Annotated in this window: 26 protein-coding genes, 1 tRNA gene and 1 pseudogene; 8 read left to right on the forward strand and 20 right to left on the reverse strand. The window is 55.6% G+C overall.

Annotation, left to right across the window (positions count from 1 at the left end; all coding sequences use genetic code 11):
* Nucleotides 1-3: 3 nt before the first annotated feature.
* On the forward strand, nt 4-198 hold the full coding sequence (locus tag BOX17_RS16195) for a DUF2909 family protein (protein ID WP_071946378.1): 195 nt from the start codon (nt 4-6) through the stop codon (nt 196-198).
* 36 nt (nt 199-234) lie between these two features.
* Here the strand turns inward: BOX17_RS16195 and BOX17_RS16200 are convergent, their stop codons facing one another.
* The 5 genes from BOX17_RS16200 to BOX17_RS16220 form a co-directional block, all read right to left on the reverse strand.
* Nucleotides 235-1,098, reverse strand: a complete 864-nt coding sequence (locus tag BOX17_RS16200; protein ID WP_071946380.1) for a cytochrome c oxidase subunit 3 — start codon at nt 1,096-1,098, stop codon at nt 235-237.
* On the reverse strand, nt 1,095-1,691 hold the full coding sequence (locus BOX17_RS16205; RefSeq protein ID WP_071946382.1) for a cytochrome c oxidase assembly protein: 597 nt from the start codon (nt 1,689-1,691) through the stop codon (nt 1,095-1,097). Before BOX17_RS16205 ends, BOX17_RS16200 begins: the two co-directional genes overlap by 4 nt.
* A gap of 29 nt (nt 1,692-1,720) precedes the next feature.
* Complete coding sequence (gene ctaD, locus BOX17_RS16210; protein WP_071946384.1) at nt 1,721-3,352, reverse strand: cytochrome c oxidase subunit I; 1,632 nt, start codon at nt 3,350-3,352, stop codon at nt 1,721-1,723.
* A 47-nt stretch (nt 3,353-3,399) separates the two neighbouring features.
* On the reverse strand, nt 3,400-4,524 hold the full coding sequence (gene coxB, locus BOX17_RS16215; RefSeq protein WP_071946386.1) for a cytochrome c oxidase subunit II: 1,125 nt from the start codon (nt 4,522-4,524) through the stop codon (nt 3,400-3,402).
* A 119-nt stretch (nt 4,525-4,643) separates the two neighbouring features.
* Nucleotides 4,644-4,817: a DUF2970 domain-containing protein gene (locus BOX17_RS16220; RefSeq protein WP_071946388.1), complete on the reverse strand. Its 174-nt coding sequence runs from the start codon at nt 4,815-4,817 to the stop codon at nt 4,644-4,646.
* Nucleotides 4,818-5,021: 204 nt separating this feature from the next.
* Here BOX17_RS16220 and BOX17_RS16225 point away from each other — a divergent pair, with 204 nt between their 5' ends.
* Complete coding sequence (locus BOX17_RS16225; RefSeq protein ID WP_071946390.1) at nt 5,022-5,378, forward strand: hypothetical protein; 357 nt, start codon at nt 5,022-5,024, stop codon at nt 5,376-5,378.
* Nucleotides 5,379-5,534: 156 nt separating this feature from the next.
* On the opposite strand, the gene BOX17_RS16230 is transcribed toward BOX17_RS16225, so the two are convergent.
* A complete protein-coding gene (locus BOX17_RS16230; protein ID WP_071946392.1) occupies nt 5,535-6,266 on the reverse strand; it encodes an LrgB family protein in 732 nt (243 codons plus the stop codon).
* A complete protein-coding gene (locus BOX17_RS16235) occupies nt 6,263-6,640 on the reverse strand; it encodes a CidA/LrgA family protein (RefSeq protein WP_071946965.1) in 378 nt (125 codons plus the stop codon). Before BOX17_RS16235 ends, BOX17_RS16230 begins: the two co-directional genes overlap by 4 nt.
* A 206-nt stretch (nt 6,641-6,846) precedes the next feature.
* On the opposite strand from BOX17_RS16235, the gene BOX17_RS16240 reads away from it, so the two are divergent.
* Nucleotides 6,847-6,923, forward strand: a tRNA-Pro gene (locus BOX17_RS16240).
* Between the two features lie 186 nt (nt 6,924-7,109).
* Here BOX17_RS16240 and BOX17_RS17300 read toward each other — a convergent pair.
* Nucleotides 7,110-7,307, reverse strand: coding sequence for a hypothetical protein (locus BOX17_RS17300; RefSeq protein WP_425268700.1), 198 nt, complete (start codon nt 7,305-7,307; stop codon nt 7,110-7,112).
* Nucleotides 7,308-7,773: 466 nt separating this feature from the next.
* Between BOX17_RS17300 and BOX17_RS16250 the strand changes: the two genes are divergently transcribed.
* Entirely contained in the window at nt 7,774-8,556 is a 783-nt protein-coding gene (locus BOX17_RS16250; RefSeq protein ID WP_071946394.1) for a DnaJ domain-containing protein, read from the forward strand.
* Nucleotides 8,549-9,406, forward strand: coding sequence for a hypothetical protein (locus BOX17_RS16885; RefSeq protein WP_125925600.1), 858 nt, complete (start codon nt 8,549-8,551; stop codon nt 9,404-9,406). The genes BOX17_RS16250 and BOX17_RS16885 overlap by 8 nt, the downstream gene beginning before the upstream one ends.
* Before the next feature lie 274 nt (nt 9,407-9,680).
* On the opposite strand, the gene BOX17_RS16890 is transcribed toward BOX17_RS16885, so the two are convergent.
* The 3 genes from BOX17_RS16890 to BOX17_RS16265 all read right to left on the reverse strand — a co-directional run bounded on the left by BOX17_RS16890 (nt 9,681) and on the right by BOX17_RS16265 (nt 11,413).
* The gene (locus BOX17_RS16890; RefSeq protein WP_071946396.1) at nt 9,681-9,989 is read right to left on the reverse strand and encodes a DUF6804 family protein; all 309 of its coding nucleotides are present in this window, start codon (nt 9,987-9,989) and stop codon (nt 9,681-9,683) included.
* Between the two features lie 3 nt (nt 9,990-9,992).
* Nucleotides 9,993-10,283, reverse strand: a complete 291-nt coding sequence (locus tag BOX17_RS16260; protein WP_071946398.1) for a hypothetical protein — start codon at nt 10,281-10,283, stop codon at nt 9,993-9,995.
* Between the two features lie 218 nt (nt 10,284-10,501).
* The gene (locus tag BOX17_RS16265) at nt 10,502-11,413 is read right to left on the reverse strand and encodes a DUF2167 domain-containing protein (protein ID WP_208858071.1); all 912 of its coding nucleotides are present in this window, start codon (nt 11,411-11,413) and stop codon (nt 10,502-10,504) included.
* 685 nt (nt 11,414-12,098) lie between these two features.
* Here BOX17_RS16265 and BOX17_RS16895 point away from each other — a divergent pair.
* A complete protein-coding gene (locus tag BOX17_RS16895; protein WP_071946402.1) occupies nt 12,099-12,752 on the forward strand; it encodes a BRCT domain-containing protein in 654 nt (217 codons plus the stop codon).
* 671 nt (nt 12,753-13,423) lie between these two features.
* On the opposite strand, the gene BOX17_RS16275 is transcribed toward BOX17_RS16895, so the two are convergent.
* Together BOX17_RS16275 and BOX17_RS16280 are read right to left on the reverse strand one after the other, a co-directional pair.
* Nucleotides 13,424-14,113: a pirin family protein gene (locus tag BOX17_RS16275; RefSeq protein ID WP_071946404.1), complete on the reverse strand. Its 690-nt coding sequence runs from the start codon at nt 14,111-14,113 to the stop codon at nt 13,424-13,426.
* A 678-nt stretch (nt 14,114-14,791) separates the two neighbouring features.
* Nucleotides 14,792-16,054: pseudogene (locus tag BOX17_RS16280) on the reverse strand (MFS transporter); the annotation flags it as partial.
* Nucleotides 16,055-16,533: 479 nt separating this feature from the next.
* Between BOX17_RS16280 and BOX17_RS16285 the strand changes: the two are divergent.
* Together BOX17_RS16285 and BOX17_RS16290 are read left to right on the forward strand one after the other, a co-directional pair.
* Complete coding sequence (locus BOX17_RS16285; protein ID WP_071946406.1) at nt 16,534-16,884, forward strand: DUF6482 family protein; 351 nt, start codon at nt 16,534-16,536, stop codon at nt 16,882-16,884.
* Nucleotides 16,885-17,385: 501 nt separating this feature from the next.
* Nucleotides 17,386-18,267, forward strand: a complete 882-nt coding sequence (locus BOX17_RS16290) for a LysR substrate-binding domain-containing protein (protein ID WP_164508649.1) — start codon at nt 17,386-17,388, stop codon at nt 18,265-18,267.
* Nucleotides 18,268-18,334: 67 nt separating this feature from the next.
* Here the strand turns inward: BOX17_RS16290 and BOX17_RS16295 are convergent, their stop codons facing one another.
* The 7 genes from BOX17_RS16295 to BOX17_RS16325 all read right to left on the reverse strand — a co-directional run bounded on the left by BOX17_RS16295 (nt 18,335) and on the right by BOX17_RS16325 (nt 26,039).
* Entirely contained in the window at nt 18,335-19,120 is a 786-nt protein-coding gene (locus BOX17_RS16295; RefSeq protein WP_164508650.1) for an SDR family NAD(P)-dependent oxidoreductase, read from the reverse strand.
* Nucleotides 19,101-20,048: an ABC transporter ATP-binding protein gene (locus tag BOX17_RS16300; RefSeq protein WP_071946412.1), complete on the reverse strand. Its 948-nt coding sequence runs from the start codon at nt 20,046-20,048 to the stop codon at nt 19,101-19,103. The genes BOX17_RS16295 and BOX17_RS16300 overlap by 20 nt, the downstream gene beginning before the upstream one ends.
* A complete protein-coding gene (locus tag BOX17_RS16305) occupies nt 20,045-21,025 on the reverse strand; it encodes an ABC transporter ATP-binding protein (RefSeq protein WP_071946414.1) in 981 nt (326 codons plus the stop codon). The genes BOX17_RS16300 and BOX17_RS16305 overlap by 4 nt, the downstream gene beginning before the upstream one ends.
* A 2-nt stretch (nt 21,026-21,027) precedes the next feature.
* The gene (locus tag BOX17_RS16310; RefSeq protein WP_071946416.1) at nt 21,028-21,861 is read right to left on the reverse strand and encodes an ABC transporter permease; all 834 of its coding nucleotides are present in this window, start codon (nt 21,859-21,861) and stop codon (nt 21,028-21,030) included.
* Between the two features lies 1 nt (nt 21,862).
* On the reverse strand, nt 21,863-22,819 hold the full coding sequence (locus BOX17_RS16315; RefSeq protein WP_071946418.1) for an ABC transporter permease: 957 nt from the start codon (nt 22,817-22,819) through the stop codon (nt 21,863-21,865).
* Between the two features lie 72 nt (nt 22,820-22,891).
* Nucleotides 22,892-24,484: an ABC transporter substrate-binding protein gene (locus BOX17_RS16320; RefSeq protein ID WP_071946420.1), complete on the reverse strand. Its 1,593-nt coding sequence runs from the start codon at nt 24,482-24,484 to the stop codon at nt 22,892-22,894.
* A gap of 40 nt (nt 24,485-24,524) precedes the next feature.
* Nucleotides 24,525-26,039 (reverse strand): FAD-dependent oxidoreductase, encoded by a 1,515-nt coding sequence (locus BOX17_RS16325; protein WP_071946422.1) that lies wholly within the window; start codon nt 26,037-26,039, stop codon nt 24,525-24,527.
* Between the last annotated feature and the right edge of the window lie 395 nt (nt 26,040-26,434).

Below are 26,434 nucleotides of genomic sequence, written 5' to 3' on the forward strand. Positions count from 1 at the left end.
TGAATGTTACTCAAGATATTGATTGCCCTTGTCTTCCTCGCCATGGTGATCAGCCTGGCCGCCGGCGCGAGCTTCCTGATCAAGGACGGCGGACGCTCCCGTCGTGTCCTGGTCTCGCTCAAGCTGCGCGTGGGCCTGGCCGCGCTGTTGCTGGCCCTGCTGTTCTTCGGCTTCTACGTCGGCGACCTCGGTGGCTGACCCCCACCGGAAGCCCCTGACTCAGCAGGCCTGCCTTCAGAAGACATAGACGAACGTGAACAGGCCGATCCACACCACATCGACGAAGTGCCAGTACCAGGCCCCCGCCTCGAAGGCGAAGTGATCGTCGGCCGTGAAGTGGCCCTGACGCACGCGCCACAGCATCACCGCCAGGATGATGGTCCCGATGATCACGTGAAGCCCGTGGAAGCCGGTGAGCAGGAAGAAGGTGGCCCCGTAGATGCCGGCCTGCAGGGTGATCCCGTAATGGGAATAGGCCTCGTAGTACTCGAACCCCTGGATGGTGATGAAGAAGAGGCCGAGCAGCACCGTGACGGTGAGCCAGAAGCGGGCGCTGTCCCGGAAGCCCTCCTTGATGCCCTCGTGGGCGATGGTCAGCGTGATGCTGGAGCTCACGAGGATCAGGGTGTTGACCAGCGGCAGGTGCCAGGGGCTGAAGGTCTGGTGGGGGCCCTCGATGGCGGTATCCGGCGGGTTCATCAGCGGCCAGGAGGCGGTGAAGTCTGGCCACAGCAGTGCCGCGACCCCCTTGGCGCCCTCCCCGTCCAGCCACGGCAGAGCGAAGGTGCGCACGTAGTAGAGCGCACCGAAGAAGGCGGCGAAGAACATCACCTCCGAGAAGATGAACCAGCCCATCCCCCAGCGGAAGGAGCGATCCATCTGGGCGTCATAGAGGCCGCTTCGCGACTCCCGGATGACATCGCGAAACCACAGCGTCATCACCGAGAGGATGGCCAGCAGGCCGAGCACCATCACCGGCATGCCCGCCAGGCCGTGCACCAGCAGGGTGCCTGCGCCGACCATCATCGCGCCCAGCGAGAGCGACCCAAGGATCGGCCACTTGCTGGACTCGGGTACATAGTAGCTGCCACCACTCATGCGCTGTCTCCTTCTGTGATCGGCCCATGGGGCGAAACCTCTGCCTGCGCCGGCTGAACGGGATAGAGGGTGTAGACCAGGGTCACCGTCTTGATGTCGGGCGGCAGGTCTCGGGTCAGCTGGAACACCAGGGGCGCCTTCAGCCCCTCACCGGCCGCCAGCTGCTGCTCCTGGAAACAGAAGCAGCTCAACTTGCGCAGATGCAGCGACGCCTCCGACGGCGAGACGCTGGGCACCGCGCGGGCGCGCGTCAACTCGTCGCCATTGTTGCGGAAGGTGAAGAACACCTCCTCGCGCTGCCCGGGGTGCAGCCGTATCTGGCGGGTATCCACCTCGAGGTGCCAGGGCAGCCCCTGGCTGCCGCGGGTGATGAACTGCATCGTGACCATTCTCGACGCATCGACCTCCTGGTCGACAAGCGACTGGGCCCGCGCGCTGGTCTTGCCGTTGAGGCCGGTCAGGTCGCAGAAGACGTCATAGAGCGGCACCAGGGCGAAGGCGAAGGCAAACATACCGGCGAGCACCACCAAGGTGCGGGTCACGGTCCGCCGCACCCCCTCCTGGCGTGTGGCGTGCTGGTCACGACTGCTCATGCCTGCCTCCTGTGCCCTGACGGGCTCGCTCAGTGGCGCTGGGGATGAAACTCCGGGGGCGTCTCGAAGGTGTGCAGCGGCGCCGGGCTGGGCACGCTCCACTCGAGGTCTTCGGCACCCTCCCAGGCCTGGGCGGGGGCCTTCTCGCCGCCACGCACGCACTTGATGATCACCAGCACGAAGAGCAGCTGGGAGGCACCGAACAGGAAGCCGCCGATGCTCGAGGCCATGTTGAAGTCGGCAAACTGCAGCGCATAGTCGGGGATACGTCGCGGCATGCCGGCCAGGCCCGAGAAGTGCATCGGGAAGAAGGTCAGGTTCACGCCGATGACCGACAGCCAGAAGTGCCACTGGGACAGGCGCACCGAGGGGTAGTGGCCGGTCCACTTGGGCAGCCAGTAGTAGGCGCCGGCGAGAATCGCGAAGAGCGCGCCGGGAACCAGCACGTAGTGGAAGTGCGCCACCACGAAATAGGTGTCGTGGTACTGGAAGTCGGCGGGCGCGATGGCCAGCATCAGCCCGGAGAAACCGCCGACGGTGAACTGCACCACGAAGGCCAGGGCGAACAGCATGGGCGGCTCGAAGCTGATCGAGCCGCGGAACATCGTGGCCACCCAGTTGAACACCTTCACCCCGGTCGGCACGGCGATCAGCATCGTGGTGTACATGAAGAACAGCTCGGCCACCAGCGGCAGGCCCACGATGAACATGTGGTGCGCCCAGACCATGAAGGAGAGGATCGCGATGGCCGCCGTGGCATAGACCATGGAGGCGTAACCGAACAGGCGCTTGCGGGAGAAGGTGGGAATGATCGCCGACACGATGCCGAAGGCCGGCAGGATCATGATATACACCTCGGGATGGCCGAAGAACCAGAACAGGTGCTGGAAGAGGACCGGGTCACCGCCGCCGGCGGCATTGAAGAAGCTGGTGCCGAAGTTGATGTCCATCAGCATCATGGTGATCACGCCGGCCAGCACGGGCATCACCGCGATCAGCAGGAAGGCGGTGATCAGCCAGGTCCAGACGAACAGCGTCATGTCCATCAGGCGCATCCCCGGGGCCCGCAGGTTGAGGATGGTGGCAATGATGTTGATGGCGCCCAGGATCGAGCTGATCCCGGCGAGGTGCAGCGAGAAGATGAAGAAGCTGGTGGACGGCGGCGCATAGGTCGTGGAGAGCGGCGCATAGAAGGTCCAGCCGAAGTTGGGACCTCCCCCCGGCATCAGCAGGGTCGAGAGCAGCAGCAGGAAGGCCACCGGCAGCAACCAGAAGCTGAAGTTGTTGAGACGCGGCAACGCCATGTCGGGCGCACCGACCTGCAGCGGCACCATCCAGTTGGCCAGGCCAACGAAGGCCGGCATGATGGCGCCGAACACCATGATCAGGCCGTGCATGGTGGTCATCTGGTTGAAGAACTCGGGCTGCACCAGCTGGAGGCCGGGCTGGAACAGTTCGGCACGCACCACCAGGGCAAAGATCCCGCCGATAAAGAACATGGTCAGCGAGAAGAGCAGGTAGAGGGTCCCGATCTCCTTGTGGTTGGTGGTCAGCAGCCAGCGCATCAGCCAGCGTGGCCGGGCATGCCCGGCACCGGCCATGCCACCGGCGGTGGCCGTGCTGTGCTGCGGGGTCGGCTTGGGAGGCAGGTGGGAAGCCATCGGAAATCTCCCTGTTGGCAATCACGTAAGAGAAGCGGAAGGGCCGGTCATTCGCCCTGGCCGGCGATAAGCGCGGCGATTTCCGACGGTTGTACGCTGTCGCCGGTCTCGTTGCCCCAGGCGTTGCGCTCGTAGGTGATCACCGCGGCGATCTCCACCGGGCTTAAGGTGTTCCGGAACGCCGGCATGGCGGCCCCAGAGACCCCGTTGATCACGGTGTCGATGTGTCCCTCCCGGTCATCCATCAGTGCCTGGTTGCCCGCCAGGGCGGGGAAGGCCGGGGGATTGCCGCTGCCATCCGGCTGGTGGCAAGCCGAGCACACCGCGCCATAGGCCTTCTCGCCGCGCGCCATCAACTCGTCCATGCCCCACTCCCGGTCGGCGCTCATGGCCTCCTGCTGGGCCGCTTCCTTGCGCCCGGCCATCCACTCGTCGAACTGCTCCTGCTCGACGGCCTCGACCACCACCGGCATGAAGCCATGGTTCCTGCCACAGAGCTCGGCACACTGGCCGCGGTAGATGCCGGGCTCGTCGATGCGCACCCAGTTCTCGTTGACGAAGCCGGGGATGGCATCCTGCTTGACGGCGAGATCCGGCACCCACCAGGAGTGGATGACGTCGTCCGACGTCAGCAGCAGGCGCACCTTCTGACCTACCGGCAGCACCAGGGGCTCGTCCACCTCGAGGAGGTAGTTCTCGCCCTTCTCGCTGGTTCCGCTGATCTGCTCGCGCGGCGTGCCGAGGTTGGACGTGAAGGCAACATCCTCGCCCAGGTACTCGTAGTGCCAGCGCCATTGCTGACCGGTGACCATGATGTCGAGGTCGGCTTCCGAGGCGTCGTACATGGTCTTGAGGGTGGCGGTGGCGGGCACGGCCATGGCCACCAGGATCAGCAAAGGGATCGCCGTCCAGATGACCTCGACGCTCGTGTGCTCGTGGAAGGTGGCGGCCTTGGCACCGCGCGAATGGCGGTAGCGGAAGAGCGAATAGAACATCGCGCCGAAGACGATGACCCCGATGATCACGCAGATCCAGAAGATGATCATGTGCAGGGAGTAGATATCGCGGCTGACCGCCGTGACGCCCTCCGGCATGTTCCAGCCATTGGCCAGCGCAATCGGGGTAAGGGCTGCGGAGGCCAGCCCTCCCGCCAACACGAGCAGCATGCGCATCGGCGCCTCCTATGATAATTGTTGTATTAGCTAGCGCTTGCAGGAGTATAGAAGAGTGCGGCAGTTCGTCACGTCCCCCTGCGAGGCCCGGTAAACGCGGCCGTCAACGCTGACGAGGTTCATCGCGCAGCCATCACCGCCACGAAGGCCACCAACAGCACGAACACCACCCCCATGATGATCCCCGCCACGATGAAGGTGCCGGGGCGCTCGGACTCGAAATCCTCACGCCGCCGTTCGTCCTTCTGCACACCCAGGAAGGCTGCCAGCACCGACTTGATCGCTTGCCACATCGCTCCCCTCCTCGTCTTCGCCATTATGATGTACTCACCCTAGTCCAGGCGCTGACGGAGGCCCGTGAACTTTTTCACGAGGCAGATCAAGAAAGTCCCAGAAAGCGCTTCGCTGCAACGCACAATTCCACTGGTCATCTTCTATACTCAAGATGTTCGCCGACGCTGATGCCCAGCCACCCTGAAGACTGGAGGAGACCGATCATGAGCAAGACCAAAGATACCGCCACCAACCCTGCCCTGGCCGCCGCCGAACCCATGATGGAGTGGTGGCAGAAGCAGTGGAGCCAGGGCGCCACGCCCATGGCACGCATGCAGTTGGCATGGATGCAGAGCATGGCCGAGGCCATGCAGTTCGAGGCGGAGCTTCTCAAGACGCTCGCCGAGAACGGCCAGAAGATCGCCCAGTCCTTCGATGGTGGTGCCCCCCAGACACCGGCCGAGATGCAGGAGCACTACCAGTCCCTGATGTCAGATCTCACCGATGCCCACATGGAACGGATGAAGAGGGCTGCAGAGCTCTCCCACGAGTTCCGCCGTCGCATCTGGGAAGAGATCTGAGCCGACCCCGACAGGCCGGGAGCGGTTCGTGCCAGCATGACGGGAAAGACGAGACCGGGAAGGCAGCCTCCTGCCTTCCCGGTCGTTCGTCTATAGCGAGATCACTCGAAGGAGATCGCTCGATCGTGCCGTCCGCCAGACCGCCTTCTGGGCCACTCAGCCGATGCCGAGCATGCCTGTGATCAACGGCAGCACGAAGGCCGTGACCAGGCCCGACAGCCCCATGGCCAGGCCCGAGAAGGCGCCGGCCACGGCGCCGATGCGCGCGAAGGCATGAGCCGTGCCGAAACCGTGGGCCGCCATCCCCAGGGTGAAACCCTGCACCGCCGGATCCTTGATGCGAAGCAGCCGGAAGATCCAGGGCCCCAGGGCGCAGCCGATGGAGCCGGTCAGCAGCACCAGGCCGGCGGCGAGCGAGGGAATGCCGCCGATCTGCTCGGCGATCCCCATGGCGATCGGCGAGGTCACCGACCGCGGCGCCAGCGACAGCAGTGTCTTGGTGTCCGCGCCGAGGAGCGTCGCCAAGGCCAGGGTTGAGGAGACGGCGGTGAAGACCCCCACTCCGCAGGCCATCAACAATGGCCACAGCAGGCGGCGCACACGCTCGCGATGGTCGTACAGCGGGATCGCCAGAGCTACCGTGGCAGGTCCCAGCAGGAAGTGGATGAACTGGGCCCCCTCGAAATAGGTGGCATAGTCCATGTCCACCAGCAGCAGCAGGGAAATCAGCAGCGCGATGGACAGCGTGACCGGGTGGAGCAGCGGCGTGCCGCCCACGGCGGCGTTGATCCTCACCGCCAGAGCGAAGACCAGCAGGGTCACCAGCAGGGAGAGCAGAGGGTTCCCCGAGAGGTAGACCCACAACTGGTCGAAGGACGCGACATTCATCGATCATCCCCCTCCTGACCGCTACCCAGGCTGAAGCGGCGCTGCAGCCGCTCGAGTATCCAGGCGGTCATCCCGAGGGTGACGGCCGTGGAGACCAGCAGGGTCACCACGATCGGCCAGAAATCGGCCCCGATCAGCTCGAAATGCACCATCAGGCCCACGCCGGCAGGCACGAACAGCAACGTCAGGTAATGCAGCAGCCCCTCCCCTGCCAGGCGCAGGCTCGACGGCACCTGGCCACGGATCATCAGCGCGACCAGCAGGATCACCATGCCGATCACCGGCCCCGGTATTGGCAGCGTCAGTCCCTTCGCCACCAGTTCCCCAGCGAATTGGCACACCAGCAGCATGCTCATTCCTATGATCAACGGCATCGTGTCTTCCTCCATACGGGTCCCGAGGAGCCCATCCTCGTGCTGATAGTGTGACAGAACCTGCATGATCCGGGGCCTGGCGAGCCTGCCGGCCAAGCAATTGAAAAGAAAGCGCAAAAGGGACTTTTCATTTGCCGCAGGACGCGCTAGTATACGCCTCGTTCTCGGGGGTCGGAATCAACGGCCAACTAGCCCGATAACGCCGTCGGAGCGTGGCGCAGCTTGGTAGCGCGTTGCAATGGGGTTGCAAAGGTCGCAGGTTCGAATCCTGTCGCTCCGACCAGAAAACACTGTAAAAACCGCCGCTTGGGTACGCCACACAGCGGCGGTTTTTCTTTGACTACTGTCCCAGGTGACAAATAGGTGACTCATGTCGGGAGCAAAGCGTTGCCGAATCAGCTGAAGACCCGACCCGGGGGTAAGGCAATCCAGCCTTGTTAGCCAAAGAAGTAATGTGGTTTGGGCACTCTCACACGCTCCAGCAGGGCACCACACAGCTCATAGTAGTTTCGTCACCAAATTCTTCTTTCCACGCCCTCAGCGTCTGCTGATTTCCGCCACGAGTCTCGACAACCTCTCCAGTGCTTGGATTGTTATAGCTCTTAAGCTTTCGCTTGCGGCGCTGAGCGGGCTGTTGGGGAGCTGATGCCGCGCGCTTCGGATCCAAATGTCCAGCACATTCACTGCGCTCTTGTCGATCTCATACATCAACGCCTCGAGATTATCATTAAACTAATTTAATATCTTAAAGCACGGATCCGATATTATTTTTTACTAGTTTTTCGGCCACCTTTTTCAGTTGCTACTCTTGCTGGGCTTAATTTGTCAGAAAGCTTGAAACAGATTAGCTCTTCACCATTTTAATTCACACCGCTATGACAATTAGCAAAAATAAACATCAACGTGTTTTTTTTAGGCATCATACCGGTGGCAAAGAAGAGATGGAGTTAAAAACGTAGTTATAAAACTACCATATACTCTACCGCTAAGTGCGGCGGCAATCTTATCCAAACACAACGAGGGTACCTAAAGAGGCTGAATCTCAGCAACTTAGCGCCTTTTGTCGAATTGCCAGATCCGGCTCCTCTGCTACTCTTACCCTCAGTGGACTTAACGTAACCAAGGAGTGGACTGTGGGGTCGGCAAACAACCTTTTCAGCGAATTCGAGAGAGAACTGCTCACAAGCGAAAATCAGCTCGGTGCGTCAATGCTTCTCATCTTAGCCTGGCTAGCGTCAGCCGATGGCCATATTGATGCGCAGGAGCGTGAGCAGTTCCAAGAGATCGTCAGCTCCTCCAAGACCAAAATCAGCACAGAATATGTCATCAAGGTTGCTTCCAGCGGCGACACCATCGCCTTGCAACTCGCGTGTGAGATTCTTGCGGAAGAGATGAAGGGGGAACGGGCCATCCTGTTGATCCAGTTAGCTATTGGAATGGCCATGGCGGATGGCAACATATCTCCTGAGGAAGTGCACATCATTCGCTTCCTTTCCGACCTGGTGAATGTATCTTCCAAGGCGCTCGATGCTCTTTTTATAGAGCTGACAGGACATAGTTGTCCCGACATTCTCGATCTGAGCCGGAAAGACGCATGGTCTCAAAAGAAGAAAAAGTCCCAAGAGGATAGTTCTCGCCAGTCGGGCCATCAAGAGGAGCAATCCTATCACTCACGGGGAGGGAGTGAGTCCGGCGCATACGCCAGAGATTTTTCATTCAAGGAAGCGAACGCCTTGGGTATTCTAGGGCTAGAACCGGGTGCCACCAAACAGGATATCAAAAGAAGTTATCGACGCATGGCACAGATCCATCATCCCGACCGCTATATTTCCCTTGGCGATGAGGCTGTTACTGCGGCAACATCGCACTTCCAAAAGATCAATGATGCTTATGAGTATTTGATGCGTTATGCGTAATTTTTATAAGAGACTCAACATCAAGCGAACGCTGACAGACGGGCAGGCACTCGGTGCCGCGCGAGAGTGTCCCAACAAAGCGCTTCGGGACGACGCGGATTTTGTGTTCTCCTCGAAAACTCGCAAAGCTGCGTATGACAACCTCAATGACACCCTAGTGACGATTGGACGCTTACGTCCTTCTCTTGGCTTGAGTCATACCGACAAATGGTCGGGTGAAATTGCAGCCGAGTATACGGACCCGTCCTATCAGGATAAGCCTCTTTTGCCGGATTTGATGAACCGTCTTGATAGGGCTAGCAAGAAGAAGGCTGCAAGAGAAAAGGAAGAGGCACAAAAAAAGGGGTGGATTTGGTGGCCTATTATCATCTTTGGTCTATTTGGTTACTTTATCTATGTCGATAGCCAAAGCTCGTCATCTTCAAGTTACCAGCCCAAAGATACATTTGCGCAGAAACACCAAGCGCATAGCTTTCCTTACAATGGTAAGGTGGTGAACCTGACTAGGCGTGACGCGGTGGCACCATTCCAAATCAAGACACAAGCCGGGCAAGATTATGTGATAAAACTGAAAACTCTTTCAGAGAGGGATGCGGTTATTGTCTATGTTCATGGGGGACGAACGGTCAATGTTGATGTTCCTATGGGACGCTATAAGCTCTATTACGCTTCAGGCGATACCTGGTATGGCAATACCCACCTCTTCGGTCCTGATACGGCATATTCCAAGTCAGATAGCCAATTCAACTTCCAATTACAAGGAAACCAGTACATGGGGTATACCGTCTCTCTCTACAGAGTGTCCAATGGCAACATGAACACTAGAAGTATTCCAAGAGAAAGTTTCTAATGACGAGAAAGGCGTCATATCATGGCGCCTTTCTAATGCCAGCATCCTTATCTGACAGGACACGAGTACATATCTCTCTAGGGATCCACTTGAGTACAGGGCTAAGCTTGATGCCAAGCAACGTGACATCTTCAGGAGCCCTATCCTGATAGACCTTGACTTGCCGGATCTCTTGATAAGCTTTGGCTGTTAATATATGTATTAAGAAATGACTATCAGTCTCATTCTGACCGGCATAATAAGCAAAACCAATAAAAAATTTACAAGAAGAGAACTAATTATATTTTTCCTTTTTCATCTTATATATATTCTGCTTAGTCATCAGCAAGAGAAAACCGGCGCCAATATCGATAAATGCCCATATCTCTTTTGGAAGATATATTTTCACGAAGGGGTTAAAAAGAAGCGCAAGCAGACCAAAAATCCACGGAAGGTATTGTTTTTTTCGTCCGTAGGTTTCAAATGCAGCCCAGGCAAACACAATCGTTGCTACTAGTCGGAGAAGAGTATAATAGCCATATGGCATAGGCGCTGCACCAAAGATAAGCATTGCAGCTGCGATGTAGATCACGGCTAATGGCATTGGTTAAGACCTGTTCGAAAAATTTTCAAGAACACCAGCACCCATTGCTATGACGGCGATAACCAGGAATGGTCCAAAGAAAAGCCCCCCAGCCTCGAGCCACGACCAATGCCAGGCTGTCACAGCACCAAACATACCGATGACAGTACCTATAAGTGGCATATAAGCAATGAACAAAGCCAATGGAGCAGCAATTATCCAGTGAAGACCGACCCAATCCTCCAGTCCCGCCATGACGGCAGCTAGCTGAAAAAGGCCAAGAACCAAGTATGCGATGAACACAATAGATTGCATTTCTTTCTCCTTTGCTGAGGCCCGACACACCAACCTCACATGACTCCGGCAAATGGCGAGTGATTGTGCCCAGTTCATTCTTCCGGGACCCTACTTCCAGGCAAGATCGGTTAGCGGATGAGGCCTAGGAAGCCGTCAGCTAGGCACAATGACTCACCACAAGGGCCTCGCAGCTACCTACTCGGCACAATCACTCACCGTTAGAGCCCTGGGGTCGCTTATTTGCCAATTTTCTTATGATCTGAAGCCTTGCTAGAAAAACCTTTCTTCACTAACGCCCAAAAACCACCAAAAAACAACACTATAGGCACAATAAAAAACTTCTTCATGAATGCGAGTATTGCTAAGCCGATAGCCGCCAATGTTGTTTTTCCAGCTTTAGACTTCCCGCCAGCCGTAGCAGCTACCAAAGTTGCAATACCGAAAGCAGCTACTTTATCTCCTGTTGAATAGTCCGCATAGCGGAAACCTTGATCAAAATCGTGCTCATCCAAAATTGTTTCTAGAAAGCCATCCGAATTAAGGTACTGTTCTTTGGTACCTACCCAAGTTACTTTTTCAAAACCTTTTTTACCCAAGTTAAGGGCTACTGCATTCACTACATTTCCACTACCTTCTTCGGCTAAAATTGCCCAATAAGCTGCATAATTTTTCTCATCTAGCACTGGTTTTACAAGCCAATCCGTCACATGTAATTTTGGTAGACCATTCTCAATCCTCTCTTCGTTAGCTTTTTCCGTGTTCTTTCTTATTCCTTCCAAAAGATCATCGGGGTCAATCTCACTCCAATCATCAATACTAACATACCCAGAGTCTTGGTAAGCAAAGGTTACCTGTGTGAGATTATCATAGTTTATGATTGTTGCCTCTATATTCGGGTGCTCAACACCCTGACTTAAATACATGAAGCGTCGGGCTCCATCCCCCCTTAGAAGCGCTAAACCTTGAGGAAGGTAAACTGAGCTATTCGATTTTGACAAATGGTAATCGGCAGGCTCTGTCTCCCATGGCAAGTTCGCCACTTCATTTTCGATTGCCGCCTGACTGAGCGGGTAATTTTCTTGTTTCGCATGACTCAGTGTCGAAAATGAAAATGTTAATACAACTAAAATAATTCCGAATTTATGCATGTGTATCTCCCTGCTTAAAAATTTATTGTAGTAAGCGCTTTTTATATTCTCGCCAGCAAAGGCTAAATTTTTCATTCAGCCCGCTGCAAATCGCAATCTAACTTCAAACCAACTTTATCGCTTTCTACTTGGGCTCCAAACGGTACAGAACCTCAATTTATCAAATTTCAGCCTGTCAATACCCCAGAACAAATTATGATGACTGCCGTGCAGGTTACCTAAGGTCGCACCCTTGAGTAGGCAGGTGATCTCTACCTAGGAAAGAGGGCTTATGTGTATACCCGTGGCTTGTACAGTAATTCCGCTTCGTATGTAGACGTAAAGACTTGTCGCCAGCATGATGCGAACGAGGAGGGTCTTGTGCTGAAGGGTGGTACCAAGTTGATGGTTTGCGTTGAACCATAGAAGCTTCCTTGCATCACTTTCGTTCAACTCAGCCTAGAAGAATCAGACCTAGATGTCACTCATACAGGCTCATGAGTCTCTCCACCATTCGTCGTGCATTCTGCTAGGTCAGTCCAACATCCTAGATATGCCAAGCTACCAACGCCCAGACCAGCAATTGCTCACACGTAGGTTATTTCGCACATAGACGTAAGTGATCGCCTACGGCGCTATAAAGCCCTCTTTGCCAAACTGACCAAAGGGACAAGCTGCCCTATGAAAAACAACAAGGGAGCCATTCATGTCATCTGCATCACTCAACCCCCATGGCCAGCCAGTAACCCGCCGCCTAGTACTGGCACGCAACGCTGATCGCGATGCGAGCGAACTGATCGGTCTAGCTCGTGGTGTGATGGCCGATGGCGCCATCAATCAGAGCGAGGCAGAGTACCTGCTGCGCTGGTTGGAAGAGCGACCGGAATCTCTACAAGTCTGGCCCCTCAGCGTTCTGTTCGAACGGCTTCGTGATGCTCTGGAAGATGGCCACCTGGATGCAGATGAAGAGGCCGACCTGCTAGGACTCCTACTCGACTACACCGGTGGAGGAACCTTAGCTAGAGGTGAGAACACCAGCGCCAGTCGTCAGTCCTCTACCCTCCCCCTCTGCCATCCAGCACCGGTGATCGAATTTGATGATTGTCATTTCGTGCTCACGGGCAAGTTCATTACCGGCACCCGTGCCGAGTGCGAAGCTGAGATCATCGAGCGAGGTGGCCACACGCAGAGCAACCCCACCCGCAAGACATGTTTCGTGGTGATCGGCAACCTGGGCAGTACCGACTGGGCTCAATCCAGCTATGGTCGAAAAATCCAGAAAGCCGTGGAGCTTCGCGCGGACGGCAACGACATCGCCATCATCAGCGAGAAACACTGGGCCAGCTATTTGGGCGCCTGACCCGATCACGTTGCTGCTGCAATTCCCTACTCCCACCCTCAGTGCATGTAGGTTTTGAAACCATAACCTGCCCGCAATGGCTTTGGGCCTCGCTTGCGCGGTTAGTCACTCGGTTCATCCCCGCTTCCGAGGGGAACACTCTTCCCCGTTGGCCTTGACGGTGGTGTAGAGCGGTTCATCCCCGCTCCCGCGGGGAACACCAGGCGATCCTCGAGGTCACCGGCCCCGTGACCGGTTCATCCCCGCTCGCGCGGGGAATACTTGAGGTCATTCCAGTACGGCAGCTCGGCGGTCGGTTCATCCCCGCTCGTGCGGGAAACACTTGTCGGGCACCGGGCGCTTGCCGTTCAGCCACGGTTCATCCCCGCTCACGCGGGGAACACTCATCACTCCGTGGGGCTCTCATCACTACAGACAGTTCATCCCCGCTCGCGCGGGTTGACCTTTCCCCCATAAACCGGTCCACTCGCAATGTGAGAAACCGCCACTTACGGACCATGCCGCGTGGCGGTTTTCATGTGCGGATGATCTGGGTTCCAATCTGGTGGTCAGTCTGCGGCGCCTTCTTTCTCCATGAAGGGCAGTGACTGGCCACCATCCGATTCACAGCGCCAGATCGATGTCTCGGTGTAGGAGGCGGAGTGCTGGAGCAGAGCTTCGCGACTAGCTGATCAAGCAAGGTCAAACAGGAGAATCTCTGACGCTTCAATGCCGACCACCTCGATGGGTTCGCCCGGCTCGAAGGCGGCGGCATCTCCAGCCGACAGCCGCTGGCCGTTGACCGTGGCCTCACCCCGCGCCATCTGCAACCAGGCATAGCGAACCGCCGGCGTCTCCGCCTGTTCACCGGCATCGAATAGCCCTGCATAGAGGTTGACGTCCTGGTTGACACTCACGGAACCGTCTCGCCCCTCCTGGGAAACGACCAGCCGCCATCGTCCCTGTTTCTCCCGCTCAGGGAAGTTCTTCTGCTCATAACCGGGGGCGATGTCGAGCTTCTGCGGCTCTATCCAGATCTGCAAGAAGTGAAGCTCCTCGCTGGACGAGTTATTGAACTCGCTGTGCACCACACCCGTGCCGGCCGATATTCGCTGTACCTCGCCAGGTCGCATGATCGCCCCGTTGCCCATGCTGTCCTTGTGGGCTATTGAGCCCTCCAGTACATAGGAAATGATCTCCATATTCCGATGTGGGTGGGCACCAAAGCCGGTACCGCCTTGGACACGGTCTTCGTTGATGACACGAAGTTTTCTGAACCCCATGTAATCGGCATCGAAATAGTCGGCGAACGAGAAGGTGTGTCGGGATTTCAGCCAGCCATGATCGCCATAGCCTCGATCGTTGGCACGTCGCAGGAACATGTAGTTCTCCTTTTCAAAGAGCGGCAACTAGGCCTGTGATAGCCAGACACGTCGCTCTCATTAGTCGGTCAAATTAACAACATTCAAAAAATCGGCACGGCCCATCATAAACCAGGGACCCTGCCGACTCGTCAGGTCTTTTTCGATTATCAGCCGAGTCGATCCGCTGACGGACCTTTGCAGGCGGCCACATGCCTGGGCCCATGGGCCGTCGAGACGCGGAATGACGGCCATGGGGAGAACCCGGCTATCGGGCACCGGCCCGAGGGTTCCCGGGGAACATACCGGTGCCCGACGCCCTCAACCGTCTCCCTTGCGGGTTGGCTTCCGAGGACCTGAATCCTCGGAGGCTTTCGTGGCTTCATCGGTCTCAGAGGCCTCAGACGATTCAGAGGTCTCGGTGGCTTCAGGCGCTTCCGTGGCCTTGGTGGACTCAGTGGCTTCAGACGTTTGAGTGGCTTGGGTGGACTCAGAGGCTTCGCTGGTTTCAGGCTTTCCCGTGGTCTCAGAAGCGTCAGTGGTTTCAGACGGTTCAGTAGCCTTGACACCCTCAGAGGCTTCAGACGCTTCGGTGGCCTCCACGGGTTTCGCAGCTTCCGCGTCTTTCTCTGATTCCTCGGCTTTCTCTGATTCCTCGGCTTCCGCCGCCGCAGCGGCTTCCGCCTCTTCCGCTTCTTCTTCTTCAATATCCGCCACGGGCTGCAGCGGCTCGCCCTCCTCGTCCTGCAGCTGGTAATCGTATGCCGCCTGGAGACCGGATTCTTCCTCGGCCTCTTCCTCTTCCGCCTGAGCAATATAGCCCGGGTAGAATGGCGAGAGGATGGCAAAGAGGATGCCGAGCGCCGAGAACATGGAAAACGCATTGGCGTAGCCGAAGGAGTGCACCAGCGAGCCAACGACCGGCGAGCCAGTTGCCTGCCCCAGGGAGACAGCCATGAAGGGCAGCACCGGCCCTGTGGACAGCCGACCCGGCAGCAGACGAATGCCGGTCATCAGATAGAGGCCTGTCAGACTCATGTAAGCCAGGCCGAAGACCAGCGCGGAAAACGCCGCCAGGGCCGTCTGACCTGGGCTGGCCGCGATCAATGCCAGGCTCGCCGAAAGCATCATCAGCATCAGCGCATGCGTGATGGGGGGATTGTTGCGATCGGCCAGATCGGCCACCACGGCCCCGCCGAGCCCAGCGATGCCCACCGCGAGCCACAACCACCCGGTGGCACTGGACGCCAGGCCACCGAGGGTGACCACCAGGTCGGGCGCGAAGATCCAGTAGGCGGAAGAGACGAAGCCCATCACGTAGGCAAACAGCGAGAGCCTGACGAGCCGCGACCACGGCAGCTCGCTGACCGGCGGCGGTGGCGCGGCGTTCGCCGGCGTGATCCGCGAGACCGACGGCAGGAGAAACCACGCAGCGACCACCCCGACAACCGCCAGGACAGCGAAGGACACGTACGCTAAGCGCCAGGCGCCTGCCAGGAACAACACCGTCGGCACGGCCACGATCACGCCGATGCTGGTACCCGCGTTCATGACCGAGCTGACGCGCCCGTGCAGCGAGCGTCTCACCAGCGACTGCATGGCAGCCGTGAGCGCCGGCATCATCAGGCCGGTACAGATGCCGCAGGCGAACACCCCTGCGCCAAGCAGCAGCGCGCCCGGGGCCTGGCTGATCAGCACCAGACCGCCGACACCGAAGGCGCCGGAGAGCACCGCCGCGTTGCGGGCACCGAAAATGTGGGTGACGAGCGGCGCGACCAGGGTAGCCAGCAGGAAACTGATCAGCGGCAGTGCGCCGATGATACCGATAACGGACGCCGTGAGTTCCAGTTCGTCACGAATGGGAGGCACGAACAGACCAAAGGCGAAGCGCGCGAGGCCGTAACTGATCGCGACCAGTCCAGCCCCGAAGAGCGCAAACCCTGTGCTCGAAAGGGGCTTCATACCACCTCCTTCAGGCCTGCGTCGATGAGGCGGTAGCATGCCTGCAGCACGATAGCCGCCGGTGGCTCGATTTCGTTCGTCGCGTAGATCACCATGTCTCCCTCACAGCCTGGATTCATCGACACCCTGCAGCACTCAGGAGTGGCAGGAACGGCAGCAGGGCCAGTGGCACTCCCAGCCTCGGCTCTCCGAACAAGGTAGAGCAGGGCACGGGATACCGACAGCAGGCCCGGGCCCCCACGGTATCAGACTGCCCCCCGCTCTGGCCCACAGGAAACGACGACGGATCGGCCAGGATCAGGTACCCAAGATTCGATGCACTAGCCCCGATGCTCAAGGGGAGAGCGCGACAGCACGGCCGACTCGCCATCGGGTCGACGCCAGGCGGCGAAGCGCCCGGGAGGGCCGGGCAGCGTCTTGTACCTCTCGCTGACCCGTTATAGCGTCTGGGGAACCGCCTCGCCGCGAAGGACACCCCCATGTCGGCAACCACCTCTGCCCTGCCCGACCGCGTCACCCTCGAGGAACTCGCCGACTGGCTACAGGCGGGACTTTCCCCCACCGTCGAGGTGCAGTCGATCGACCAGGGCTACTACCTGGTTCGCCTGCATCACGGCCACGGCATCAGCCAGCTGGTCGACGAGGACCGCAAGACCCGGCGCTTTACCGGCACCCAGTGGGTCAGCCGGGCATTGCTGCCGCTAGGCATCACCCACGGCATCCTGACCTGGGCCGAGGTCACCGACGAGATGATCGGCCTGCCAGAGACGGCGACCGATCCGGCCAGCGTACTGGCTCATGGCACCCGGCTGGCCTTCCAGACGCGCTGAGCTGGCGGCCACCACTGAGCCTGCTTCCCCCAGGCCGGTGGCGATTCGTTCTTTGGGAAATGAGTGTCCTGCATCCGCAGCCAGACGGATAAAACACACAAGACCTCGAGTGCTGCAAGCCGAATGGTTATGCACGTCGAGACGTTGAGCGGGCCATCATATTGCGAGCCAAGGCTGATACACGTGTCTTCAGCGCCACCGTACGGAGCATCTGGCGCGACGGTAAAGATGGGACATGATGTCTGGTGTATCTTGCCTCAGGCGTTACCGCCTACAGCCGTTACTGCTGTCATCAATGGTGATACTATTCATCTCTGTGGCAGCTTGGAAAGGAGGAGTGTCAGTGAAGTGTCCAGGCTGACATCATAATATTATGTCCATCATAGACTTCTGCGACTTGGCAAAAGATCGAAAAAGCCAGTTTAACAAGAATATAGCGAAAGAAGATCAAGAGGGCACATAACAATGCGTTGGCGGCAACTTCAGGCTTTTCGAGAAACCATGGTAGCAGGCACAGTCAGCGGCGCCGCAGAATTGATGGGCATTTCCCAGCCGGCAGTCAGCCGGTTGCTTGAATCACTGGAACAGAGATTATCCATCACCCTCTTTGACCGACGGTCGGGAAGACTACTCCCGACGGCGGAAGCACAGCTCTTTTACAAGGAAGTTCAGAAGGCTTTCAGCAGCTACGACCAGCTTTCGACAGTAGCAGAAGATATACGCCTCGGTCGCATGGGAAGCCTGCACATCGCCTGCCTTCCTTCACTCGGTCTTTCCTTTATTCCCGATGTAGTAGTCGATTTTTCAAGGAAACAGCCGGATGTGGCGATTCGCTACGACCTACAATTATCTATGCGAGTGGAAGGATGGGTAACCTCACAGCAAGTCGACCTGGGGCTTGCTGAGTTTCCATGCGAGGGCTTCGGGTTCGATCGCGAGGACTTTTCAGTCGAACCCTATGTGATTGCCATTCCCGAGGGTCATCCGTTGGCCAACAAGCGAGTCATCAGGCCCGATGATCTCTCAGGTGTACCACTCGTATGCCTGGGACCGGAAGCAGTGGGAAGAAAACTGCTCGATGCATCGATGACAAGACACAACATACGACCCAGGGTGGTCTGTGAAACACTCTATGCTTCGGGACTGTGCGAACTCATTGGGCGAGGACTCGGCATAGGAATGGTGGACATGTTCACTGCTCATGCTTATGCAGATAAGGGAATCGCGTTCAGAAGATTCGAACCAGACATCATGTTTCACGTGGGGTTGCTGTACCCAAGACACCAGCCCCTGTCTCGCACCGCTTCAGAATTTCTACAACTGCTACGTGCGAAGAGAGATCTTGTTGTAAACGATGCACGAAAAATGCTGGACGCTGTATGAGTCCGCATCGCCAGAAAGGCATCATTTGGACCTGTACGCGAATGTACAGGTCCCGTAGTTCAACAGGTCATGTCCACCGTCTAATCGGATGAGACGTTCGTGTCAGGCCCCCATCCACACAGATGTTCTGTCCTGACACATAGCCATTCTTTGGACTTACCAGCCAGGAAACGATTTCGGCCACCTCTTCGGGCTCACCCAAGCGTCCCACCGGAATGTGTCTGGACACCTCCTCGATCTGACTTTGACTGTACTTGGACTTGAGGGCTTCCGTGGCAGTGTATCCCGGCGCAACGGCATTGACCAACACCCCTTTGTCGGCAACCTCGGACGCCAGTGATGCCGTGAAGCCGTCGATGCCGAATTTTGAAGCACAATATGCGCTGTTCCCGGAGTTGCCAATAACACTCCAGATGGATGAAATGTTCACGATACGTCCCCACTCATTGGCAATCATGGCAGGGAGAGAAGCCTGTGTTAACAGGTATGGACCAATGAGATTCACTTCCATGATGTCTCGAAGCAAGCTTGAGGACATTTCAGCAATGGGCGCTACGGAGTTGAAACCGGCATTATTGACAAGAATATCTGGCTTTAAATCTTCACGGACAAAACCGAGAAAGTCGTCAACACTGCGTGGATCAAGAAAATCCAATGATTCATAATTCACTTCGGGATCGAGGTGTGACGGACGATCCTTCGACCTGCCCGTCACGGTACAGGTTATTCCGTCTTCCCGAAGAACCTGGGTGATCGCCGCCCCAATCCCCCGCTCGCCTCCCGTGATAAGGGCTGTCAACTTGTGCACATCAGCCTCTGAACGATTCATATACTTAAGCACCTTCTTTTTCATATAGATAGCAAGCCGTCGTATGCTCGGCGCCGACAGAGTAATGACCTGGATGCAGTGTCCTGCATTCATCCATGACATGACTACATCGATTTAGATATCGACAAGGCCTGACATCATCACTGAGGGGATTGAAGATGTCGCGCGTACTTGCAATGACATGATTGTCACGGTCTAGCGTACCCAGCAGCTCTCGCGTATAGGGGTGACAGGGGTTGGCATAGACATCTTTCGTCGGCCCCAACTCGAGCATTTTTCCGAAATACATGATGGCAATCCTGTCACATAAAAAATGCGCAACATGCAAGTCGTGGGTAACGAATATAATAGTCAGATTGTACTTGTCCCTGAGACTCTTCAAGAGATTCAGGATTTGCGCCCGAACGGAGACATCAAGTTTCGAGACGGCTTCATCGGCAAAGATCACTTTAGGCTTTGTTGCCAAAGCACGAGCAATCGCCACTCGCTGAAGTTGTCCGCCAGACAACTCATGGGGAAACCTGTTACGAAACTTTTCGTTCAAGCCGACATCGCCTAGAAGCTTGTCGATGGTCTCATTGATGTTCGCTTTATTTTCATTGTGCAGCCGCAGGGGAATCTCGAGTGATTTGGCTACGGTCTGTCTCGGATTAAGAGACGACAATGGATCCTGAAAGATCATCTGCAGTGATCCATTATTGATTGATAATGGCTTGCCTTCCTGGGTAATAGCCCCACTGGCTGTGCTGTGCAGCCCGAGTGCAGCTTTACAGATTGTCGTCTTGCCGCTACCAGACTCTCCGGCAATACCTAATATCTCACCTTTATCAACTGTCAGGCTTACATGATCCACCGCATTGAAGCCTGATTTCTTTCCGGACAACGTGGAAAGCAAGTTTCCACGTGCTTCAAAATGTACTACGACATCGTCAAATTCAAGTATGGTATTCATACGTTCCCCCCTACCCTCTCGGCTTCAATGCACCGCACTTGCCCATGCTTTTCAATGTGCCTCAGCTCGATTGGCCTATCACATTTTGCACTGTAGAGGGGGCAACGCGGACCAAACCGGCATTTGTCATGAACACCGAGGCCCGATGTGATATCACCGGGAATTTCCGTCAAGACGTCGACGTCGCTCTCTAGCTCCCTGGCCGTATTGATCAAGGCTCGCGTATAGGGGTGGTGAGGATTGTCGATAATGTCTTCAGTATTGCCATGCTCGACTATTTGCCCCGCATACATGACAGCAATCTCGTCACTGATTTGTTCCGCGATGGTCATGTCGTGAGTAATGAAAATGAAACTAGCATCAATTTTCTTTCTGAGCTTGTCGAAGATATCGACAATCTGTCGCTCGACAAGATTATCCAGATTGGTCGTCGGTTCATCGGCAACGATCAGGGACGGCTTCAAGAAGAGCACCAGAGCAATCAGGCAGCGTTGCAACATCCCGCCGCTCAGCTGGTGAGGGTATTTTTTCAGTGCCTCTCCGGGGTTCGCAATCTCAACCTCCTTCAAAGCCGCTTCGGCGTCCTCGAAAATTTTACCTCGACCATACTGCTTCAGGTTTCGCCTTTTTCCCGCATGCAAGAAGTGCCATCCGATCGTCTTAACGGGATTGAAGGAGCCCACTGGATCTTGAAAGATCATGGCCATGGCCGTGCCACGCATGGCATCAAATTCCTTTTGGTCCAAACCCAGAAGATTCTGACCTTTGAAGCTGATTTCCTGGGCTTCCACCTCCGCGTTTTCAGGAAGCAAATCCAGAATGGCCTTGCATGTTATCGTTTTACCAGAGCCAGACTCGCCGATAAGGCCAAGTACTTTCCCCTGGGCCAGGCTGAACGACACATCAGAACAAATATTTATCGAACTGGAATCCAGTGCAAAGCTGACATTCAGCCCTTTCACATCGAGCATTTTCATGTTCATGACTCCCGAGTTTTGAGCCGAGGATCAGAGAGGTCTCTCAGGCCGTCGCCTAGCAAGTTGAGTCCCAGTAGCATGGCAGTGATAACCAGGCCCGTAAGGGTCATGACCCAAGGCGCTCGACGAAAATACTCTTGCCCATCGGCCATGATGACACCCAGTGAAGCGGTAGGGGGCTGTACGCCCAGGCCAATGAACGACAGTCCAGACTCGATCACTATGCCGAAGGCTACGGCAACGCTCGCCTGAACAAGTATCGGGGCCGAGATATTCGGAAGAATTTCAAGAAACAGTATGCGCGATGTGCTCTGTCCCATGATCTTTGCTGCCTGCACAAAATGATCGTTTTTGACGACCTCCGTCGTATTCCTTGTAATCCTGGCAAAGATTGGAAAGTAGACAAGCATGATCGCAAGGCTCACGTTCGTCACTCCAAAGCCAAGCGCCACCATGAGGAACAACGCCAGCACGAAAGCCGGGAAGCCAAAAAACAAGTCCACGACGCGCATGACGATCAGATCGAAGTGGCCGCCCCGGTAGCCTGCATAAAGGCCGATACTCACACCGATGATCATCGCTGTTATAACGCCAGACAGGCTAATCAACAGCGAGATTTGCGCGCCTTCGAATACTCGCGTTGCAACGTCCCGGCCCAGGCTATCTGTCCCAAAAGGATGCAGGAATGACGGTTGCTTCAACACGTTTAAAAAATCGTGTCCGTTGCTGCTCCAGGGAGAGAATACCGGCCAGAAAATGATGGCCAAAACGAACAGTAATGTAATTACCGCTCCGGCAAGTGCTGTATGACTTTTCAACAAAGCTTTGTAATTCATTTCAGCTGGCCCTCCTGGGATCTAGCAGAACGCATATCATGTCAACAATAAAGTTGATGACCAGGACTGTTGCCAGGAAGACGACTGCACACGCCTGGACGACAAAGTAGTCTCTCGCGAAAGCGGCCTCGACCATAAGGGATCCAACACCATCGACCCCGAATATTTTTTCGATGATCACTACACCACCGAGCAGATAACGCACCTGGAGCCCGATGACCACCACGAATGGAATAACGGAGTTTCTGAAGACATGGTGTAAAAATATGAATTTGTAGGAATGGCCGATGGATTTGGCCACGGTCACGTGATCACGATTGAGATTTTCGACCAGGGAGGCCCGTAGCGTTCTTGAAAATACCGCAGCCATGGGTGCAGCTATTGCCAGCGCGGGTAGAAAGCCTGAATACAGAGATCCTGTGATCGACTCGAAGGGAGGAATAAAGCCGTAAGCGGGAAAGATACCAAGATTTATGGATAGACCCAATATCAGCATATATCCTAGCCAGAAATCCGGCATTGACACGCCTAGAATGGCGAAGGATGTCGTTGCGGTATCGGTCAGCTTCCCACGATTCAGTGCAGCGGCGGTTCCCAAGACGAGAGAAATAAGCGTGGCAATGACAATGGCATAGATACCGATGGTAATGGTATTGGGAAGTCGATATGCCAACAGATCACTTATTTCTTGACCGCTTGAAATGGTCAACGACTGACCGAAATCGAAACGGACGATGCCATTGAACCAGTCCAGGTACTGAATGATAAGAGGATTATCAAGACCATTTTCCTGATTGAATGCGGCTATCGTTTCTGGAGTGGCAAAGTCACCCAATACGGTGAGGGCAGGGTCTCCAGGAGCGGCTTTCATGACCAGGAACACAAGAAAGGAGCCGACTACAATGGTAGCCAAGGCACCCAGCAAGCGCGATAAGAAGTATTTTAATTGTGCAGGCATAGTTTACCCATCATGGTTGGGGCTCGATAACAACCTGGTTGTTATCGAGCCCTTTCGTTTGATGCAATTTTGTTAGCAATCGTTTATGGAGGCAAACTGTGAGCCGAAAGCCGAATAAGGAACTTGCTTGAAGCCGCGAACATCAGGAGCAAGCAGATTGTGTATATTACTTTCGAAACACGGGATGACAGGACAGTCTTCCTGCATGATCGACTCTGCCTGCCGGTAAAGGTCGCCACGCGCGGCCTGATCGAATTCACGCCTGGCTTGTTCAAGCAGAGAATCGACCTCCGGATTCGAATATCCGCCGTAGTTTCTCCATCCATTGGTATGCAAGATCTCGTAGGCATACTCATCGGGGTCGATCAGCCCAAGCCATCCCCAGATACTGGCCTGGAAATCGCCGGTCTGCTTTCGTTGGTACACCGCTCCCGACTCCGACACTTCAACCGAAATATTGGTGCCAAGCGTCTGGTTGACCTGCAGAGCAAACACTTCGGCAAACCGCTTCCACCAGCCAGAGCCCCACGTCAGCAGCTTGACTTCTGTATCGGCAGGGTATGCAGATTTCGAGAGCTCCTCCAGGGCCTTCTCGGCATCCATGTTCAGGATGTCGGATGTCGTCTTTCGGCTTGCCCACGAGATCGAGCTGGGAATGACGCCTTTGGCGACTTTCCCTTCGCCGAAGAGCACGACATCCACCATTGCCTGGCGGCTGAAGGCCATGGAGAGTGCTCGCCGAAAGTGAACGTCATCAAAGGGAGCAGCCTGCGTATTCAGGCTGATAAAGCGTGTGTTGACGCCTGGCGAACTCAGCACCTGCACCCTTGAGTCGTCCTTGAGGTTCTTGACATCAGAGAACGGTGCCGTACTCGTGATGTCCACATTGCCGCCGAGCAGAGCAGTGACGCCTGCGCTCTCTTCGGAGATCAAGGGGATATTGATCTTAGGGATTTTCGGCTGATCCGCGACAAAATACTCGTTAAAACTTTCCAGCGTCACGGAAGCTCCGGCTTCCATGTTGGTGACCCGGTAGGCTCCGGTTCCGACCGGCGAGGTCGAGAAGTCATCAGGTGTTCCGTTTTCAAGAAGATGTTTAGGAACGATCTGACTTCCTGTCCGAGTATTGGTCAAGTAACTCAGCATGGGCGCAAAAGGCTCACGCGTGACGATCTCGATTTCGAGTCGATCCAGCACCTTGATTTCGGATACCGCTTCAAACTTGGTGCGGTGGGGTGAACCCTGGCTTTCGTCCATTGTGCGTTCGAGGCTGAACTTCACGTCTTCTGCCGTGACATCATGACCGTCATGGAATTTGATGCCATCGCGAAGCTTGAACCTCAGTACGGTTGGGCTGACGATTTCGTAGCTTTCCGCCAGATCCGGTACGATCTCCATGTCTTCATTGAACTTGACGAGACTATTGAAGACACCCCAGAGAACGTAGAACTCAGGAATGAGAGTCGCTTGCGATGGATCCAGTGTATTGATTGTCGTGAAGCCAGTAATCGCTGCTGTCAGCTCACTGCATCCTGTTTCTGCGAATGCCTTGGAGGCCCATGCTGGTGTCATTGCCAACAACCCCCCGGCCGCTCCGGCCTTGAGGAGTGTCCGACGACTCATGTTAAGCTCAACATTCTTTGTTTCTTTCATTTGTTCGCTCATTTTTTTATTTCCTTTTGTAATTTTATTAAGTCTTGATTATTCAAATATCCGGCACATCGAATAACCTCTTTGACTCTTTGAGAAATGTTTGTACTTCGCTTTTTCTATCGACCTCTGTCCAGTGAAGCTCCCTGGCCATGATGCGGCTGACATGGTCGACGTCTAGCTCAGGTAAAGCATCGTAATCCCATCCAATACCCAACCTCCTATAGATCACATCGAAAATTGTTCTGGCATCTTCATCTTTAACGGCTTTCTTGATGCTCTCTTCGCTGAACTCCGAATAGAAATTGTCCGCATAGTTCAAGGAAAATTCGGACGCATACTCGAGTGAGGTTTTCTGTCCGTGCGGCTCGATTTCCTGGAGTAGCTTGGTGACGACCTCCCTGCCCGTATCCCTGTGACTCATGATAGGGCCTGCAGTCAGCGCATAGACCCCCGACAAGCCATGCCTGGAGAGGTCGTGAAGGACCTTGTTGCGAGCGCCCTTCGGCTGGTTTTCGTCGAAGGTCAAGGGGCGCACCCCTGCCCAGGTACTGACAATATCCTCATGGGTGATCTTCAGACCGGGAAAGAGTGATGCCGTCTCCTCAAGGAGAAATCTCACGTCGTCGCTATCCGCATGCACCTCATCGGGGTTGCCCTCATACAAGGTCTCAGTGGGCCCGATGTAGTGGTAGTCAGACCACGGAATACAATAGAAGGGTTCACCTTGGCTGTTTAACTTGGTGATTCCCTGACCTCGGCAGGCTTCCGGCAACTTGACGACAATATGAGCGCCTTTTGTTCCCGTTGACTTGCGTGGCATGGTACTTTCAACGTCCGAAAGCACGCGATCGATCCATGCACCAGCCATAACCATGACGCGGGATGCCTTAACTTGAGCAGTCTTGCCTCCGTGACCCTTCAGTTCAATCGTTCTTTCACCTCCTGACGCGTCCTTTATCTTGGCTACCGTATAATTGAGCGTTACAGCGCCAAGACGCTTGGCATCCATGACTGCATCTACACAGAGTCTTTCGGGCCAATTGAACTGGTATTCCGTGAACTTGGCAGCGCCGATCAGCTTATCCTTGTTCGATAGTGATGCAATGAGAGGATTTGATAGTGCCTCACTTTTGCCAATTCTTTGGTAGTCCAGTGGAACGTCGTCAGGTGTGAAACGAGACAAGACGGAGAACCCTAGATCAATCTGCCATGGTTTGAAGTCATCGTCAGAGTAGATCGGCAGGATGAAGTTGATACTATTGACGCGCTGCGGGACCGATTTAACAACTTCGTACCTTGCCTTCATGGCTTGCTTTGACATCTTCAGCGCATTCAGCAGCCTGGACGGATGCATCATGAAGGTTCTGACAGGCTTCGGCGCCTCAAAATACCTGAGGCCACAATGAAGGAGTCTACTGGAACGACTGGTAGCGCCAGATGCAAAATCATCTTTTTCCACCAGCAGCACGGAGTAACCCTCGGCAGCGACTTCGCGGGCGGTGCTTGCTCCAATGATGCCACCGCCTATGACGACAACGTCAAATGTCTGTCCGTTGATATTTTCCATTTATTTCTTGTATTCATTAATAAAATTGTGCGTCTAAGCATGGATACACAGGGGTATAATATCAAATGCACGTTAGTTGTTTGCGTATGCATTCATGTTATGCCTTCAATCGGTGCATGGGCCATTCTGTTTGTTTGAAAACATTTTGCACGCAATCAGTTAGAAGGAAGGGAGGGCCAGTGGGTAACTCGCGATGCTTGGCCGAAGGGTTCCGAGGTGATTTCCAACACACGAGAATCGCGTCCGACTTCAGCGGTAACGCTATAGAAAAGGGGCCATTTCCGAGACAGCCCAGGTGAGGGTTGAGCGGGTCGTCGATGAGGTACGCCGCCGAGTGGTGATCACCCACCACGAGCGTGTCACACTTCGGAAGGGCAAGGCATCCTCACGCCACC

Origin of the sequence: Halomonas aestuarii (assembly GCF_001886615.1) — a bacterium.
Taxonomy (GTDB): Bacteria; Pseudomonadota; Gammaproteobacteria; order Pseudomonadales; family Halomonadaceae; genus Halomonas; species Halomonas aestuarii.